The sequence below is a fragment of the Metasolibacillus meyeri genome, assembly GCF_003049505.1.
Taxonomy (GTDB): Bacteria; Bacillota; Bacilli; order Bacillales_A; family Planococcaceae; genus Metasolibacillus; species Metasolibacillus meyeri.
In genome coordinates, this window is record NZ_PYWN01000053.1 from 1 (window position 1) to 14542 (window position 14542).

General features: G+C 37.4%; 28 protein-coding genes. 2 read left to right on the top strand and 26 right to left on the bottom strand.

Translation table 11 applies throughout. The annotated features are described in order from the left end of the window. Nucleotides 1-60: 60 nt before the first annotated feature. From C9J34_RS08930 to C9J34_RS09025, 21 genes are all read right to left on the bottom strand, one after another. The gene (locus C9J34_RS08930) at nucleotides 61-477 is read right to left on the bottom strand and encodes a RusA family crossover junction endodeoxyribonuclease (RefSeq protein WP_107839518.1); all 417 of its coding nucleotides are present in this window, start codon (nucleotides 475-477) and stop codon (nucleotides 61-63) included. Next, the gene (locus C9J34_RS08935) at nucleotides 474-755 is read right to left on the bottom strand and encodes a hypothetical protein (protein WP_107839519.1); all 282 of its coding nucleotides are present in this window, start codon (nucleotides 753-755) and stop codon (nucleotides 474-476) included. The genes C9J34_RS08930 and C9J34_RS08935 overlap by 4 nt, the downstream gene beginning before the upstream one ends. Then, a complete protein-coding gene (locus tag C9J34_RS22890; protein ID WP_274523357.1) occupies nucleotides 752-916 on the bottom strand; it encodes a DUF6011 domain-containing protein in 165 nt (54 codons plus the stop codon). The genes C9J34_RS08935 and C9J34_RS22890 overlap by 4 nt, the downstream gene beginning before the upstream one ends. Then, on the bottom strand, nucleotides 913-1104 hold the full coding sequence (locus C9J34_RS08940) for a hypothetical protein (protein WP_107839520.1): 192 nt from the start codon (nucleotides 1102-1104) through the stop codon (nucleotides 913-915). The genes C9J34_RS22890 and C9J34_RS08940 overlap by 4 nt, the downstream gene beginning before the upstream one ends. Then, on the bottom strand, nucleotides 1091-1429 hold the full coding sequence (locus tag C9J34_RS08945) for a dUTP diphosphatase (RefSeq protein ID WP_107839521.1): 339 nt from the start codon (nucleotides 1427-1429) through the stop codon (nucleotides 1091-1093). Before C9J34_RS08945 ends, C9J34_RS08940 begins: the two co-directional genes overlap by 14 nt. Then, complete coding sequence (locus C9J34_RS08950) at nucleotides 1426-1641, bottom strand: hypothetical protein (RefSeq protein ID WP_107839522.1); 216 nt, start codon at nucleotides 1639-1641, stop codon at nucleotides 1426-1428. Before C9J34_RS08950 ends, C9J34_RS08945 begins: the two co-directional genes overlap by 4 nt. 70 nt (nucleotides 1642-1711) lie before the next feature. Beyond that, complete coding sequence (locus C9J34_RS08955) at nucleotides 1712-1936, bottom strand: hypothetical protein (RefSeq protein WP_107839523.1); 225 nt, start codon at nucleotides 1934-1936, stop codon at nucleotides 1712-1714. A gap of 22 nt (nucleotides 1937-1958) precedes the next feature. Beyond that, nucleotides 1959-2192: a hypothetical protein gene (locus C9J34_RS08960; protein WP_107839524.1), complete on the bottom strand. Its 234-nt coding sequence runs from the start codon at nucleotides 2190-2192 to the stop codon at nucleotides 1959-1961. After that, nucleotides 2185-2529 (bottom strand): hypothetical protein, encoded by a 345-nt coding sequence (locus C9J34_RS08965; RefSeq protein ID WP_107839525.1) that lies wholly within the window; start codon nucleotides 2527-2529, stop codon nucleotides 2185-2187. The genes C9J34_RS08960 and C9J34_RS08965 overlap by 8 nt, the downstream gene beginning before the upstream one ends. Continuing rightward, nucleotides 2526-2984, bottom strand: coding sequence for a YopX family protein (locus tag C9J34_RS08970; protein ID WP_107839526.1), 459 nt, complete (start codon nucleotides 2982-2984; stop codon nucleotides 2526-2528). The genes C9J34_RS08965 and C9J34_RS08970 overlap by 4 nt, the downstream gene beginning before the upstream one ends. Before the next feature lie 216 nt (nucleotides 2985-3200). Then, complete coding sequence (locus tag C9J34_RS08980; protein WP_107839528.1) at nucleotides 3201-4034, bottom strand: ATP-binding protein; 834 nt, start codon at nucleotides 4032-4034, stop codon at nucleotides 3201-3203. Next, nucleotides 3964-4779 carry a DnaD domain protein gene (locus tag C9J34_RS08985; protein ID WP_107839529.1) on the bottom strand — a complete coding sequence of 272 codons (816 nt, stop codon included), beginning with the start codon at nucleotides 4777-4779 and terminating at the stop codon, nucleotides 3964-3966. Before C9J34_RS08985 ends, C9J34_RS08980 begins: the two co-directional genes overlap by 71 nt. Nucleotides 4780-4818: 39 nt before the next feature. After that, the gene (locus tag C9J34_RS08990) at nucleotides 4819-5520 is read right to left on the bottom strand and encodes an MBL fold metallo-hydrolase (protein ID WP_107839530.1); all 702 of its coding nucleotides are present in this window, start codon (nucleotides 5518-5520) and stop codon (nucleotides 4819-4821) included. Nucleotides 5521-5522: 2 nt separating this feature from the next. Continuing rightward, complete coding sequence (locus tag C9J34_RS08995; RefSeq protein WP_107839531.1) at nucleotides 5523-6461, bottom strand: RecT family recombinase; 939 nt, start codon at nucleotides 6459-6461, stop codon at nucleotides 5523-5525. A 1-nt stretch (nucleotide 6462) separates the two neighbouring features. After that, nucleotides 6463-8490: an AAA family ATPase gene (locus tag C9J34_RS09000; RefSeq protein ID WP_107839532.1), complete on the bottom strand. Its 2028-nt coding sequence runs from the start codon at nucleotides 8488-8490 to the stop codon at nucleotides 6463-6465. A gap of 74 nt (nucleotides 8491-8564) precedes the next feature. Then, on the bottom strand, nucleotides 8565-8879 hold the full coding sequence (locus C9J34_RS09005) for a hypothetical protein (protein WP_107839533.1): 315 nt from the start codon (nucleotides 8877-8879) through the stop codon (nucleotides 8565-8567). Nucleotides 8880-9005: 126 nt separating this feature from the next. Beyond that, nucleotides 9006-9212: a hypothetical protein gene (locus C9J34_RS09010; protein WP_107839534.1), complete on the bottom strand. Its 207-nt coding sequence runs from the start codon at nucleotides 9210-9212 to the stop codon at nucleotides 9006-9008. Between the two features lie 171 nt (nucleotides 9213-9383). Beyond that, nucleotides 9384-9734, bottom strand: a complete 351-nt coding sequence (locus C9J34_RS09015; RefSeq protein ID WP_107839535.1) for a hypothetical protein — start codon at nucleotides 9732-9734, stop codon at nucleotides 9384-9386. 22 nt (nucleotides 9735-9756) lie between these two features. After that, nucleotides 9757-9993 (bottom strand): hypothetical protein, encoded by a 237-nt coding sequence (locus C9J34_RS09020; protein WP_107839536.1) that lies wholly within the window; start codon nucleotides 9991-9993, stop codon nucleotides 9757-9759. A 15-nt stretch (nucleotides 9994-10008) separates the two neighbouring features. Further along, on the bottom strand, nucleotides 10009-10176 hold the full coding sequence (locus C9J34_RS21900; protein ID WP_193768948.1) for a hypothetical protein: 168 nt from the start codon (nucleotides 10174-10176) through the stop codon (nucleotides 10009-10011). After that, nucleotides 10173-10940, bottom strand: coding sequence for a Rha family transcriptional regulator (locus tag C9J34_RS09025; protein ID WP_107839537.1), 768 nt, complete (start codon nucleotides 10938-10940; stop codon nucleotides 10173-10175). The genes C9J34_RS21900 and C9J34_RS09025 overlap by 4 nt, the downstream gene beginning before the upstream one ends. Before the next feature lie 62 nt (nucleotides 10941-11002). Between C9J34_RS09025 and C9J34_RS09030 the strand changes: the two genes are divergently transcribed. Then, nucleotides 11003-11341 carry a hypothetical protein gene (locus C9J34_RS09030; protein ID WP_107839538.1) on the top strand — a complete coding sequence of 113 codons (339 nt, stop codon included), beginning with the start codon at nucleotides 11003-11005 and terminating at the stop codon, nucleotides 11339-11341. Here the strand turns inward: C9J34_RS09030 and C9J34_RS09035 are convergent. The 3 genes from C9J34_RS09035 to C9J34_RS09045 are packed head-to-tail and all read right to left on the bottom strand — an operon-like array spanning nucleotide 11338 to nucleotide 12615. Further along, nucleotides 11338-11577, bottom strand: a complete 240-nt coding sequence (locus C9J34_RS09035; RefSeq protein WP_107839539.1) for a hypothetical protein — start codon at nucleotides 11575-11577, stop codon at nucleotides 11338-11340. The genes C9J34_RS09030 and C9J34_RS09035 overlap by 4 nt on opposite strands. 9 nt (nucleotides 11578-11586) lie before the next feature. Next, nucleotides 11587-12369 (bottom strand): phage antirepressor, encoded by a 783-nt coding sequence (locus C9J34_RS09040; RefSeq protein WP_107839540.1) that lies wholly within the window; start codon nucleotides 12367-12369, stop codon nucleotides 11587-11589. Between the two features lie 12 nt (nucleotides 12370-12381). After that, nucleotides 12382-12615, bottom strand: a complete 234-nt coding sequence (locus C9J34_RS09045) for a helix-turn-helix transcriptional regulator (RefSeq protein WP_107839541.1) — start codon at nucleotides 12613-12615, stop codon at nucleotides 12382-12384. A 140-nt stretch (nucleotides 12616-12755) separates the two neighbouring features. Here C9J34_RS09045 and C9J34_RS09050 point away from each other — a divergent pair, with 140 nt between their 5' ends. Then, nucleotides 12756-13481, top strand: a complete 726-nt coding sequence (locus C9J34_RS09050; protein ID WP_107839542.1) for a LexA family transcriptional regulator — start codon at nucleotides 12756-12758, stop codon at nucleotides 13479-13481. 99 nt (nucleotides 13482-13580) lie between these two features. Here C9J34_RS09050 and C9J34_RS09055 read toward each other — a convergent pair whose 3' ends face one another. Both C9J34_RS09055 and C9J34_RS09060 read right to left on the bottom strand, forming a co-directional pair. After that, entirely contained in the window at nucleotides 13581-13895 is a 315-nt protein-coding gene (locus C9J34_RS09055) for a hypothetical protein (protein ID WP_107839543.1), read from the bottom strand. Nucleotides 13896-13960: 65 nt separating this feature from the next. After that, nucleotides 13961-14302 carry a hypothetical protein gene (locus C9J34_RS09060; protein ID WP_107839544.1) on the bottom strand — a complete coding sequence of 114 codons (342 nt, stop codon included), beginning with the start codon at nucleotides 14300-14302 and terminating at the stop codon, nucleotides 13961-13963. Between the last annotated feature and the right edge of the window lie 240 nt (nucleotides 14303-14542).

Genomic DNA, 14542 nt, shown 5'->3' on the forward strand with positions numbered 1-14542 from the left:
ATGCCATAATTCTTCAATCATTCAATCACCTCCTGGTACTATACAAAATGGTTCTTATACTTAAATTATTTGCTGCACCTTAATTTCGGCGCGCGGCTCCATTGAGTACCACTTGCGGGCTACTAACTCCACAATCTGCGCATCATCTCGATAAATGATACCCGTCATACCATCCATGATGCCTTTTAAAAGATTTTCAATATCAGGTTTCGTAACAGGTCGTAACTCACCACGAGCAATAAGTGCTTGCTTTGGCTTTGTGTGATACTTTTTTGGTGGCATGACATAAATATCAACCTCTAGTCGTAAAGCTCCCTGTAATGGCTCCTGTGGCTTATTTTGCATAGCTATGATGCTTACCCACTCTTTATAGTTTTTGGATTTTGGGGCGTCATGAGTTCTGACGCCCTTGCCTGCCCTCGAAAATCTTGGTCGCTCCTGCGCCTGTACCTTGCCAGGAATGACAAATTGAATCATGCGATATCCACTTCCTCTACTTCCACCTGTACCCATTCAAAATGCTTCATCATGTGTGTATAACCAGCATTGCAAATCGCATCATTGCCAAACTTTTTAAAGATAGCCTCTTCCCATTTTTTCATCCAAATTTCAGCAGCATCCTTGTCATAGATGATATTTGCCTCTCTTAAATCTTTCGTAAGTCCCTCGTCCTCGTCGTTTCCTGTATAGTATTGAGGTGCCTTACTATCGTTAAATTCATCTTTCAAACGTAATACCCATGCATCTTTTTTCATGCCGTAGCCTCCTCAATAACCTCGTCCATGTTCACTTGATTACGCTCAAATTCGGCATCTTTCAGCTCTTTTTCATGCTTTCGTTTGCATACTGGCCCCATGCCATACTCCTGTGACTTCTGCGACTTTAACGGCCTGCTGCATCGTTCGCATAGTTTCATAGATTCACCCCCAAAAATTCATTCAATTTACCTTGTGTCACCTTTGTTGGAATCACAGTTTTAATTGCTGTTTTTACAAGCACTTGAACAGCTTCGTACTGCGATTTATCAAATCCAGTCAGATACATCTGACCATCAATATTGATCAGTATTGTTAACTGTGCGTTTTGTACGTCAACCTGTTGCACGATACCCCTCCACTCTGATTCCGTTTTTGTTTTGCTGTACTAGCTTGTAACCCTCATATCTCAAATATCTAACTTCCTCGGCTGTAAACATTCCCACGACTATCAACTTGTCCTTGTCCACACGTTTGTACAGCTCCATGTATGTCAATAACCATTCAACTGCCTTTCGTGGTTGGTTTTGTTTTTGGCGAACGCACTCCCCAAGCTCAACTTGTAGCGCGAGAAGCTTCCAGTCAAGGTTGTTTTGCCCTCGTAATTCTGGGTGTTGCTGCATGATGTGCTCGTCTAGCTTCGCTTGCATCTCAAATAATTTTTGTAAGTTCATTTGTTTGCTCCTTTTTTATAAAAGATAGATTTTTCGTACTTTACAGTGAGTGTCATGTAGATATCCATCCAATAATCAGCGTTAACTTCCGAAAACTTTGCTTGTGTCCACGAATTTCTTTCCATCCATACACCGATAATCAAGAATGGATATGCTGGTACACATGAAATCAAAACGAGAAATTTAACAAGATAGAATTTCAGTCGTCCCATAATTAAACTCCTTTTAGCAGCACTCTAAGTAGTTTGCTAATAATTAACACGTTAAAGAATGCGCGATTTATTATTTGTCCCCGAATATGCCGCTTGGTCTATTGTCAATCGCTCCTACGACACTTTGGTCGATTATCAGTAAAGCTAATGTGTTTTTATTGATTTTTAACTCTTCGCAAATTTTGCTATGCCCCGCCCCATCTTTCCACAGCTTACGAAAGAGTTTTATCTGCTCTTGCGTAAAATCGAACTTTATACTTTCATGCTTTGGGCTTGTGAATAAAATGTAATTCATATTATCACCCCTTTTTAGCACTCTAGGAAGCTCGTACAGCCGTTTTAATTTCGTTAGGCTCAATGATATGGATTGACGGTTTAAGCTTGCTGTACATGTCGCTAGGCGTTAAATATCGGTTGTAAACGTCCATTACTTGTTGTTCGTCAAAACAAACTGTTTTGGAAGAGGGTTTGTCCTCATTTGGCTTGTACCACAAGATAATCGCTAATGGCGGTGGTCCGTTGTAGCCTAGATATGTGAAATAGTTAGTCATTTGATTCACCTGCCAATCCCAATGCCTCGCGCGCTATATCCCCGCCATCTTTTAAAATGACAATTTCGCCATCCTGTTTGAGGTGATACCAGTCATCGTCTGCATAAAACTCAAGTGCTTCCTGAAATTGTTCATTTGCATCTTGCAGCTTAAAAACTGTTTTCTTCATGACTTCAAAACATTCATCTAGTTTGGCTAATTCTGTTTGCAAGTGTTCAACCTTATCAACTAAATTAATTAAATCTTTCGTGACATTAACTCTAGTCAGGGGATGCTGCCAAAATGCATCACTTAAACTAATACTTGATACTCGCTCTTTAATCGCCTCTATATTCATGCTTGCACCTCCAATAAATGACTGTGTTCATGGATGTTTCCGATGATTTCACAACGATAACCTACAACAGTCTTGTATTGATTCGCTTTGTAAGGTTTATCCCTTTCATCATCAAATACCCACGGATTCGGCATACATACACCTTTACTAGCCGTAATAATCACCTTTCCGATGTGATGACCTGTGTAATTAATGCCATCTTCATTTTCGCGAGTAATATAAGCTTGTTTGATTATGTGACCCGAATAAATCCTCTTGCCATTCATGTCTTTTAATCCTGTAAATTCCATAAGCTCAATCTCACTAAAACTAAATTCGAATTCACCTGCTTCCTCGTTACCTAGAAGCAATACAGTTACTTCACGGTGCTTGAAATCTATACTTACTACTTTCGCTAAGTGTTTGAGATATTTGAGATATGCTAAAAAAATGATTTCTCTACAATTCCCTGTCATTCCTCATCGCCCTCCCTGTCTCTTTAGCACCCTGTAGGCACCGCCAAACTGTTTTTCTACCTCACTACGCTCCAAATTATGAGCTATCCGACAATGCGCCTTAGTAATCATCGCTCCCATGTGTCCGCAATCTGGCACTGGACACATGACATATTCACCTTGTATGGACGTCCACCCCTTCGCACGCCTCTCTTTCGCCTTCGCCATACCATCACCTCAAAAGTTAATTTTTGAAATACGCTTGTCCTTCGCTTTTTCAAATACTATTGATTCGATATTTGTCATCATGCGACTGATAACTTTACGGTCATAAATTTTATTTAAACGTTCACTATTCAAATTCGTAGTAATAATTGTGCTTTTTGTTTGTCTACCATTCATGATTGCTCTTAATATCCGACTAGTGTAATCAGATGCACGTTTTCCGGTATCTATATCGCCTGTCTCAGCCCCTAAATCATCTAGGACGAGGAAATCTACCTTTGAGCACAAATCAATGAAATACGCCTCTGTAAAAGGGCTTTCTTTATCATCGAAGCTTGAGCGAATTTTTCGTAGCATTTCATCAATGTCAATAAAGAGAGTGCTAACCTCTAAACTATTAAGAGCTTTTAGAATCGCCATTGCTAAATGTGACTTTCCTACCCCTGTAATAAGCGATTGAATCCATAAGTTGAAGCGTTCCCCTTTTTTATATCTTTCGACAATACGTAATGCATGCTGCTTATTAACGCGTTCCTCTGCCCCTAAGTCCTCATAGTTATCAAAGCGCGCTAGTTTAATAGAGTCATCTTGTATTAAGCTTTTAGAAGCTAATGTATTGTATTTTCTACGTTGGACTTGCTCATGTATTTCTTGCTGCATCTGCTGTTGGAACTTTTCATTTTCAATTTCTAATCGACAGCGTGGGCATACAGATTCCCATTTACCTTCTTCTTTTTCAATTTCCATGTATTGAATGTTATGTGTTTCACATCTCTCAGAAGTCCACTTTATGCCCGAACGTATCCTCGAAAGAGCTTCGCTGTTCGCTTGGTTTATCTCCTGCATGCTTTTCACCTCGCTCTTTTTCAATTTGTTCTACTGTTGTGAAGTTCATTTCATTCCATCGTTTTAAAATGGATTCAGCATAATAAATTTTGTTCTTAGCATTATTTAATACTGCTATTTTTAATGCTTCGACAGCCAACTCACCAATTGGATGTATGTCATACATGAATCCTAACTTTTCAATAACGAGTTGTGATGGCATTGGATGAATATTTTTTTCATAGAATTCCATCACCAACCCCCACCCTGCATCCACTTGGGGGATACCATTACTATGATTATTAATAATAGTAGGTGGTGGTGTATTTATATCTTTGTTATTTTTAGAGTTGTTAATTATAGAGCTGTTACTTATAGTACCTTCATTTTGTATGCCTACGTTTCCTATGCCTACGTTTTGTATGCCTACGTTTTGAATGGATACGGAGCAGTCGATAATTTGTTTTAAGATATAGATATTTTTCGAGAAACCATTCTCGGTTCGCTCTCGTTTTACTTCGATGTATCCTTTATCGATCAGTTGTTTTCGGTGCTTTAAATAACGGTTTTCCGAAATATTCAATTCATCGCATATAAGGCTTACACCAGGGAACGCTTGGTGGTCCTGTCCTGCGAATGCTGCTAAATAGCCATAAATCGCTTTTGCTTCTATTGATAATTCTTTGTCGCGAGTGACCATTTTCGGAATAATGCCATAGCCCTTAGACAAAATACCTTCAAACTGAATAATGTTCGATTCAGCCATTGCCCTAGCCCTCCTTACTTTTTAAGCCCTCGATATTATTTATTGTATATAAATCATTTTGCCTGTAGCTCTTGCTACTGTTTTAAAAATGCGCTCCACGTTACTGTTGTTGTCCGATAAGTGAAGCAAATGTATTTCTTCAACCTCGCTCAAATCATTAGCAGAAAAGAAGTCTAATAGATTTTCGAGTGAAAAATGCGACTGCATGACACGTTTACGCATTGCTGGGTGTACACGCCCACTCTCAACATTTTCGTCCAATGTCTGTTGGTCATAATTGCACTCAATCATGATGTGTGTAAGCCCTGTGAAGCGATATTTGACGTAGTATGTGTCAGTAGCAAACAAGAGCTTGCCACCGTTGTCGCTTTGTAGTAAAAACCCCAACGGCTCGTTTACATCATGCTGCACATCAAAAGGCAAAATAGTCCACGTGCCAATTCGGAACTGCTCCTTACTCTTAATAACGCGAATTTGTTCGTTATTTAAGCCCATACCGTCTTTTGTGCCCTTTGACATATAAATTGTCATTCCACGCTTTAAACAACCCTCTACGCCTTTACAGTGGTCTTGGTGCTCGTGAGATATAAGCACACCCGCTATTTTAGAAGTTTTAAAACCAAGTTCTTTTTGGATTGCTGAAAAACTGATACCAGCTTCTAAAAGTAAGGCTGTACTGCCATCACTTACGCGATAGCAGTTGCCTTTTGAACCTGTTGCTAATGTTTGAATATCAATCATTTTTAGAAACCAGGATCATCATCAGGGAATAGTTGTTCCTGCTTAATTTCATCCTGAACAGGTTCAATAACTTCTACTGTCTGTTTTTTCGTTGGTTTATCGGTCTCTGTTGTTGCGGCAATATCTAATTCCTCCGAATTGGCATTTTGTGCAATTTCATACTGAACCTCTTGCACATCCCCCATGTCTTTAACTTGCGGTTCAAATTCATTTTCTGTTGTTCGATTAATAGCATCTACAAGTAGATCGCTGTCATCCGAAGTGTTTAAGAATGCTTTTGCTGCACGGTTGATAACGGTACGTTTCGCCATTTCCTGCGGATATTTGTTCTGTACGGATTGATTACTAGATTGTGACCATGAAGTTAAAATTTCTGCCATTGTCATTACAGTTAAATACTGTCGTCCATCCTCGTGTTCAATGATGCAATAAGCACCCTCAATATCTTCTTTTTGACCTGTTGCCGCTTTCCAATCTGCCTTATGTGATTTGAAAGTGAGTACTCCACGCTCGTTATACTCGACTTCAAATTCTTCACCTTTCCAGATGACGTTTGCCCAAATTTCTTTAATGCCTGTTAAGCGTTTAATAACTGCTTGTGTACCATGATAAGAACGTTGGAACTGTAATTTGTCACCGTATGCAATGAAATATCCTTGTTTCTTTGCAACCGATAAACCTTGAATTGCCATATCTTGAAGCGCAAACGCTACCGATTCCGGTGTTACTTTATCGATTAAGGCAACTTTTGTTTTGAAATCAACCGCTGTTAATGTAAAGTAAGCTGCTTGTAAAGCATTGGCTGCTGAATAGTTACTCGGTAAACTAATTTGCCCCTGCTCTTGCATTTGCTCTATTTTTTGAGCTACTTTCGTTACGAAAGCATTTTGTTTTTCTTTTTGCACCACTTGGTTATGTTGATTTGCTATTGCATTTGACATATTAAATTGCCTCCTTCAATTCGATTGGATCTAATTCAACTCTTAACTGCTTGTCCTTCTCTGAAACTACCAAGCTAATAAGCTGTGACTCTACATCGATAAACTTCGTTACAGCCTCGGCATTATCTACGAAAATAGGTGCTAAAATGCCATAATGCTCAGATAATGTGTTAATGATGTCTAAACCGACATTGATTTTCGCTGCATTATTTAAACCGCTGCCGTATGGCACACCCTCGTATAATGTTTCGCATACTTCGTTAAGTCCACCATTGACCTGCTCTTCGAATAATTTGAAACGAGCATATTTAAACTTGCTGTTGATGCGCTCTGTAAGCATTTCAACTTTCTTACGAGTGAATGTTTCGATTAGATATAAGTTACCTTCCAGTTGCTCGTATTCAGCGGCTAAACGTTGCTGGTCTGCCTCTAATTCAGCGATACGTTTACGTTGATTTTCTGCATTTGCTAGTTGCCCCAGCTCGGCATTCACGCCCTGTTTTTCTTGCTCAAGCTGACGAATATTTGCGTCAATATCTGCAACAACCTCATTTGCATTCAGCTTCATGTTTGCAATTTCTTCATTCAAAGAAGAAATTTGAGCTGATAATTGTTTGTACTGATCCGCTGCTGTTACATCTGGAACTGCCGTTTGTGCTTGCTGTAATTTTTCATTGAATTTCGCTAACTCTTTTTCTACTGATGCTAATTTTCCGTGTAGCTCTTCCGATTTAGGAATTACAACAGAATTTAGCTTGTCATTGTTCGCTTGGATTTGCGCTTGAATATCTTTATTTTCCGTAGCAAATACTGGTCCTTCTGCTTTAATTTCTGCTTTGCGCTTAGCAATGCGTTCATTAAACTGCGCTAATGCCTCCGCACGTACAGCCTCGACTTGTTCAACTGGTAGGGTTTGCTTACACGTTGGGCATTCACATTCATCGTTGTACTCAAATACCTGCGCATTTAAAACGGCATATTCTTCACGTAATCGCTGCATAGATTGCTCATTATCGGAAATGTGTTCATTTAATCGTTTAATTTCATGCTCAGTAGCATTTTTCTCAAAATCATTTGTTCGAATTTCTGACTTGATAATTTGAACATTGCCCTGTAGCTCCTGAATACGCGTTTGTAGCTTGTAAATTTCTTGCTTGCTATCCGCTTCGAAAGTTCGTTTGAAATCGTTTAGTTGCATTTCCAGCTCTTTTATTTGATGCTGTTTATCCAATAAAGCGGCGCCGTTTGTAACAGCGTAGCGCTGGTCTTTTAATCCGTTGATTTCAGTTTCTAATGAAGTAACTTGCTTATTTAACGCGTCCACATCCACCTTCATTTCTGGAATCATTTTGTGGATTTCGTCAATGCGTACAGGAATCTTTTCTAACTCGTCATTGATGTGTTTTTTCTTGCTGGCAATGATTTTTTTCTTATCATCAATTGATTTACCTCTAAGAACATCATTTAATTTTGCCAGCGCAGCATCTGATGCAATAACATCCTCGTCCGAAATGTCGCCGCATATTTCAAGCAAAATATTTCGGCGGTCCTGCCATTTCACGTTTTCATTAAAATAAGTAGGTGAAGTTAATAGTTTAAATACACCCTCTTGTACAATTGATTCAACTTTTGTTTCATAATCTTTTTTACTAACTGGTACCTCGTCTACAAAGTGCTCCGTTGTATAGCCAGAAAATTCTTGATGGGCTTGTCCACGTTTTTTTGTCCATTTCTCTTTGTAGATTTTTTTAAAATGAACCTTAACACTATCTACAAGGAACTCACCTTCTACGGTATGCTCTAAGTTGTGTACCTTGTTGCCTCTGTCAGTTAATGTTTGGATAGCAAACTTCGAATCGTTATTGCTATCTTTGTCAAATAGCAGCCAAAGAAATGCGTCAAACACCGTTGTCTTTCCTGTTGCATTATCTCCAAAAATACGAGCATTTCCGCCCTCTACGTTTACCGATAAATTTTGTACGCCTTTGAAGTTTTGCAATTTCAAATTCATTAATTCAATTTTCTTCATAAAACAGACCCTCCTGTGTTATAATTTTTGTTAATTAAAGTTTTTTCAAAGCCACTGTTCCTAGCAGTGGTTTTTTAATCTTTCAACTCTGCCAATACACCATTGCGCCAACAAGGCTCGCAAAGCACATCGACCTTATACATTTCGGGATAAGGATAAAGCTGTCCACGTTGTTTAAAATCTCTGCTAACATCACCGCAGTTTTCGCATTCGGCATATACGATTTTGCTAGCGCTCCAAGATGGCTCAAACTCGGCTTGTAATTCAAACTCTCGTTCGCAGTTCTCGCATTCCCAATCAGTCATGTTGTCGCTGTCTAATTCCTGTAATGCGTCTGATACGTCGTTTACGTGCTCGCAATATGGGCACTTGACTTCATAACCAAACATTCAATTCACCTACCTCGCAATATATTGATGGAATCCCATCAAGCAACTTAAAAATGAGGAGTGCGCCCAACCTTGCGCTTTTTAAGCTGCTTGACGAGAGCGAGCTTTTGCTCGCAATGTCGTGTATTAGTAAATTACTTCCGCACCTTCTGCCCACTTCATAAAAGATGCGATATTTTCCATTGTTCTTCCCTTTGGTTTGCTGGGTGTTGTATAAATAATGAAACCTGGCGAAAGTCCTAGTAAAATACGTTTTCTATTTCCTTTTTGTAATGTAGTACCAACTGGCATTCGCATTAATTTAATTAATTGTTCTTTTTGTTTTTCGTTCATATCCATTCGCCCTTTCTAATCCCATGTGTTATAATGGGACTTGCATATCAATATCAACTTTCCTTTGTACTTGCTGTTTAATCGCTCCAACGATTAAGCAGCTATTTTTTTATGCTTTTTGACGCGCACCATAACCTTTCAACGGTTGATAACTTCGCCCACTTCCAGTTTTTAAACCACTTCATCTACTTCACCTACGATTTCATTTCTTTTTAAAATAATGCGTTCAATCCTTATGCCTTTAGCTGAGCCTTGACGACCTTCTTTCCCACTCCAAACTCGATTACGCACTGTTTGCGTACTTATCTTTAGATAGGATGCAACCTCTTTACACGTACCTTCAAAAACCTTCTGCCCATTTTCGTAAACTATATAGTTATAGTTTCTCGCTTTCACATCGTTCGGTAGTCTACCGTAGCCGATTAATTTACGTAGTCTTTTGACCTCTGCTACAAGTTCAGGATTGTCCTCCCAGTTAGGAGTATCAAGTTCGATTTGTGCTAAACGTACTGCTGGTTTCATTTTATTCACTCCTTTCTAACAATCATGTAGTACAGGTAAACAATTTAACGCCGTCAATTTCTACGTAATATTCAACAGCTGAACCCCTGTACTTCGGTTTATGTTGCTTTACATTAGGTATATTTTTTATTGCTCCATCATTTTTGAGTGCTATTTGAGCACCACTTACAACGCCGTAAGTCGTGGCTAGCACCGAGTTGGCTAGCCCGTACTTATCAACGATTTCTGTCATTTTACGTAATACTTCAATCGCATTCATGACGTTCTCCTTTCCTTACATCGCTTCTTTTCCGTTGCAATTATTGAAATTAGTGTTATTTTGTTTTTTCTCTTCCATCATTTTTGCGTATATTCTTGGTGCGGAAGTTCGCATGAAAAAGGCATGCATTTGTTTTTGAGTTTGTATAGAGATTTGCGGACCTGTATCCTCTTTTTTCATCAAGCTCCCAACCCTTCTGCTTTAACGCCGTATTTTATAGCCATTTCCTTCACTATCGCTAGATAAATTTCGGTTAAGCGTGTATCATCTGCAATAACATCAATCTTTGATACTTTGGATATAGTAGAACGCCCTACGCCGGTTAATAAAAGGTTCTTCTGTTTGTTTGCAATACGAATATTTAATTTGCATCTAGCTCTTTCTTCTAACAATTCGTAACTTTCATTACGTACTTGCTTATGAGCTTCGAAACCCCCACGACTTTCAGCAATTTTACTAAGAATACGAGAAACCTTTTTGCGCCACTCCGTTGGATTGAGTGCGATTATTTCAGTGATGTTATCTTGCTTAGCTTCTAGTTGGTTTTGACGCTGTTCCACTTCATTCAAACGGCGTTCTTGTTCAACATTATGCTGCGCCATCATAGCGATTAGTTCCGCTTGCGTTGGTTGTGGCATCGTGAAATTAATTTGTTGTTCTTCCATTTCGTTGAAGCGTTCGATGTACTTAACGGAAAATGCCGTTCCGTCTACGCCTGTCATTCGGTTGCCATATAATTCACACCCTTGTTTTGTAAGCAAGTAGCATGGTTTCGAACGATTTAAACTGTCTTTATACTCCGATTCAACAAAATAAGAGATTGGCTCAATTTTGAGCTCATCTAATTGACTTAAAATTGTAGCAATATCACGCATTACATTTTTATGGTCACGACCGACCATTTCCGCAACTTCCAAGCTGCTAATATTTCGTGGTAATTGATTCATATAAACCCTCCTATTTTAATACTCCAATCTGTTAAACTATTAGTAAGATTGGGGGTGATACAATGACTGCTCGGATTTCAATGTTAGAAACTATTGACGGTAAACAATTCAAAACACGTTATCACATGCATGACCGATTGTTTATTTCTTTAAAAGAAGATGTAATTATAGCTGTAAAACAAAATCATCCTAGTATGTTTGTATTCGTTAAAAATCAAGATGGTGTATTTGATTGTATAAGTGACATTCAAATAGATAAGGAAACACCAACTACAGCTGAAATATGGATTCATACAAAAGATATAATCAATACAAACATTTCAGATGCAAAAGACGTGACTGTCCAACTAGATATTGAAAAATCTAAAAGATTAAAAGAGAAAACATTTTTTGATTTTTAGCTATCAAGTTCATTTGTAAGACTTTTCAAATACCATTTTGAATATCTCTCTAATCGCTCAGTTTGTTCGTTTGGAATATCTCCACATTTCACTTTTAAAACTTCGTAACATCGAATTAATCTGTCGATTAGGGAGCTATCAAATTCGAAAATAATATCTTCATCGTTAAGATAATTCAATAAATCCGATAACTTTTTCAAACAATTTTCCGTTTGTTCTGGAGTTAATTTTTCCATATTGACCTCCTATGCAATTTCATTTTTAAATTCCTTTAATAAAAGGTTTGTCAACTCCACTTGCCCTTTACCTGTAATAAGTGTCGTTCCGCCCTGAACGTCACCTTCCGTGCGTTTAATGATGGTTGCACGAACTTTAAACCAACCTCGCTCGATGTAACGTTGAATAGGTAAATTTTTCTCAGTTCCCTCTTGTTTGATGAGATAACCATTTTTGCGCAGCCACTGAAACAACCTTTTCTGTCCAATGTCAACGCCATTTTGCTTTAATATTTTTGCGAATTCTCCGATTAATATAGATGTACTGCTCGCTTGTACAGCCTCAGCGAATAGAACTTTTGGTTTTTGTTGTTCGATAACTAATTTTTGTTCGGCTATCAATCTATCTTTACGTTCCATAGCTCTTTGGGCAGCCAACATACCCTTAGCAAGTATTGTCACTTCGTCTTCGTCATCTGCAGCATGTACATAAGCACCTTGTGTTCTAATTTCTTTCAATATCGCTTTAACTTGTTTTTTGAATTGTTTTGCGATTGGTTTGCGCGATTGCATAAGTACTTCATATAAACCGTCCTCTGTCAGAAACCACATTTCACGTTTTTGACCTGAGAGGAATATTGTTCCTCTCAGCTTTTCATCTTCATCAACTGTGATAAGCATTTTTGAAGGTTGAGAGTGTTCAATCCAGGCTGTTACATCTTTAGCTAGGAAGAGTGGATTTTCATATGTTCCATAAACCTCAAAGTTTTTGTTAAGTACTTTTTGTTGGTAAATAACTTGCAATTGATTCATGTTATAGCCTCCTTAACCGTACTTTAAGTGCGGTGATTCTCTAAATTTTTTTGTTGGTACACGAAGTTCATCGATGTTGTAGCCTAACACATATGCAATCGCAAACATGCTTACAGGTTTTACAGAAACATCTCCATTCTCCCATGAAATTATGGTACGTTTACTTACTCCTAGTTTTTGAGCTAGCGCTTCTTGAGAATATCCTTTTTCTACTCGAGCAGCTTTGATGGATATTGTTTTTGGCATTTTAATCACCTTCCTTATTTTATTAATATGAATATATCGCACCAAAAGTGCGGTGTCAACTCTTTAAGTGCGGTTTTTTCGAAATTTTCATTGCATATTCCGCACTTTAAGGGCTATACTATATCATGGAGGTGAAAATAATGCGTAAAAGTGAAATTACTGCACAGGAACAAAGAAAAATACTGGCTAATAACCTTAATAGGCTGTTAGAACAAAAAAACAAGAAAAAAATTGATGTTTTTAATGCATTAGAGAAATATGGTGTGTCTGAAACTACAGTATATAGTTGGTTTAACGGTAGGAAATATCCTCGTATAGATAAAATTCAGTTATTAGCTGATTATTTTGGAGTGTTGAAATCAGATATTACAGAAGATAAAAATTATGAAGGAAATTCAATATTAAAAGAAGAGATGGCACCTTATGTTACTACTTTGAATTCAATCAAAATTCCCCATTTTGGTAACATAGCCGCTGGAGCATTAGCAGTAATAGAAGGAATTCAAACAACTGAGGTTGATAACATCCAAATTCCATCACAGTTACTAGGGAAGCATGCTACAGCAGATAATTTATTCTCAATGACAGTTGATGGAGAATCGATGAATAAAATCATCCAAAATGGTTCTATTGTGGTAGCGAAGGTGTTAGATAAGTTAGAGTACAAACAAGGTGATATTGTGGTTTTTGAGCACGATGGTGAATATTCATTGAAGCGATTTGCTCCACAAGATATTGATGGCTTTGTTTTATTTAAAGCTGAATCCGCTGACAATAGGTTCAAAGATATAGTTATTCCTAAAAACACCGAATTGGATTTAAAAATTTATGGAAAAGTAGTTTTCTTTACAACAATACTAGATTAAAAATTTTTGATTAACTTGCGCAAATTAATCAAAGCCCCTATCTCATTTGATTAGGGGCTTTTCTCATATTTAAGATTATTCACACAAGTTGGTAAATTCTCAGTTAATACATTGTTCAAACATATCAGTAATCATGACGGAATTATTTTTAATTGAGTTTATTTTTACATCCATGCGATCATAAAGAGAAACAAAAGCAAAGTCAATCAACCTTAAAGCTTTTTCTATTTCGATAAATACAGCATAAATTACTCCATGTTCGATATGCCAATTATTTGCAGAAATTTCATCTACCCTCTCCATCAACTGGCTAACTGCATTTTGTATTGCCTCTAAATAAACCATTTTAATTGATAAATCCATAATCTCAGTTGTATGATTTTGCATTAATACTGTCATTTCTTTTACATTCATGCATCCGCCTCCCAACACTATTGTCGTTGTTTCTTTTGGATGTTATAATAACCATGTTTTTCTTTTTAATGGGTCGCAACGTTTGCAGACGTTGTGTCCGTTCTTTTTAATTCATCAATTTCGATATCCCCCCTTTCAATTACTTCTATTAACTTTTTTGTTTTTTCTTTCAACCCCTCTGTTTGCGCATCGATATTTTCATATAGAGCTAAAAAATCTATAATCAATCTATCAAACTTGTTGCCTTCGTTGGTTCTATGTAGCATTTCACTTAACTGCCGATTCAACTTCATGAAACTTTCTAAAATATTGCCTAAGTATAAGACTTCGACAGATAATTGTAATGTATCCCTCTCCAAAGTTCGTGCCACAGAATAAACTTTCTTATTTACTCTAACATCATCCATACTATCATCCTCTCTCATTATAAAAGAACATTTGTTCTTAATCAAGATTACTTGTATACTAAATGATTTACTACACTTACAACATTAAACATTTTTACCTTAGCAATATTCTATATCCATTTATTATTATCTGAATAGCTGAAAAATATTCCTCTATATCATTATTTTTCTCTTTTTAACAAATATATATACCCTATAATTGTTATACCTGTCTCTTATACACATCTGACGCTGCCGACG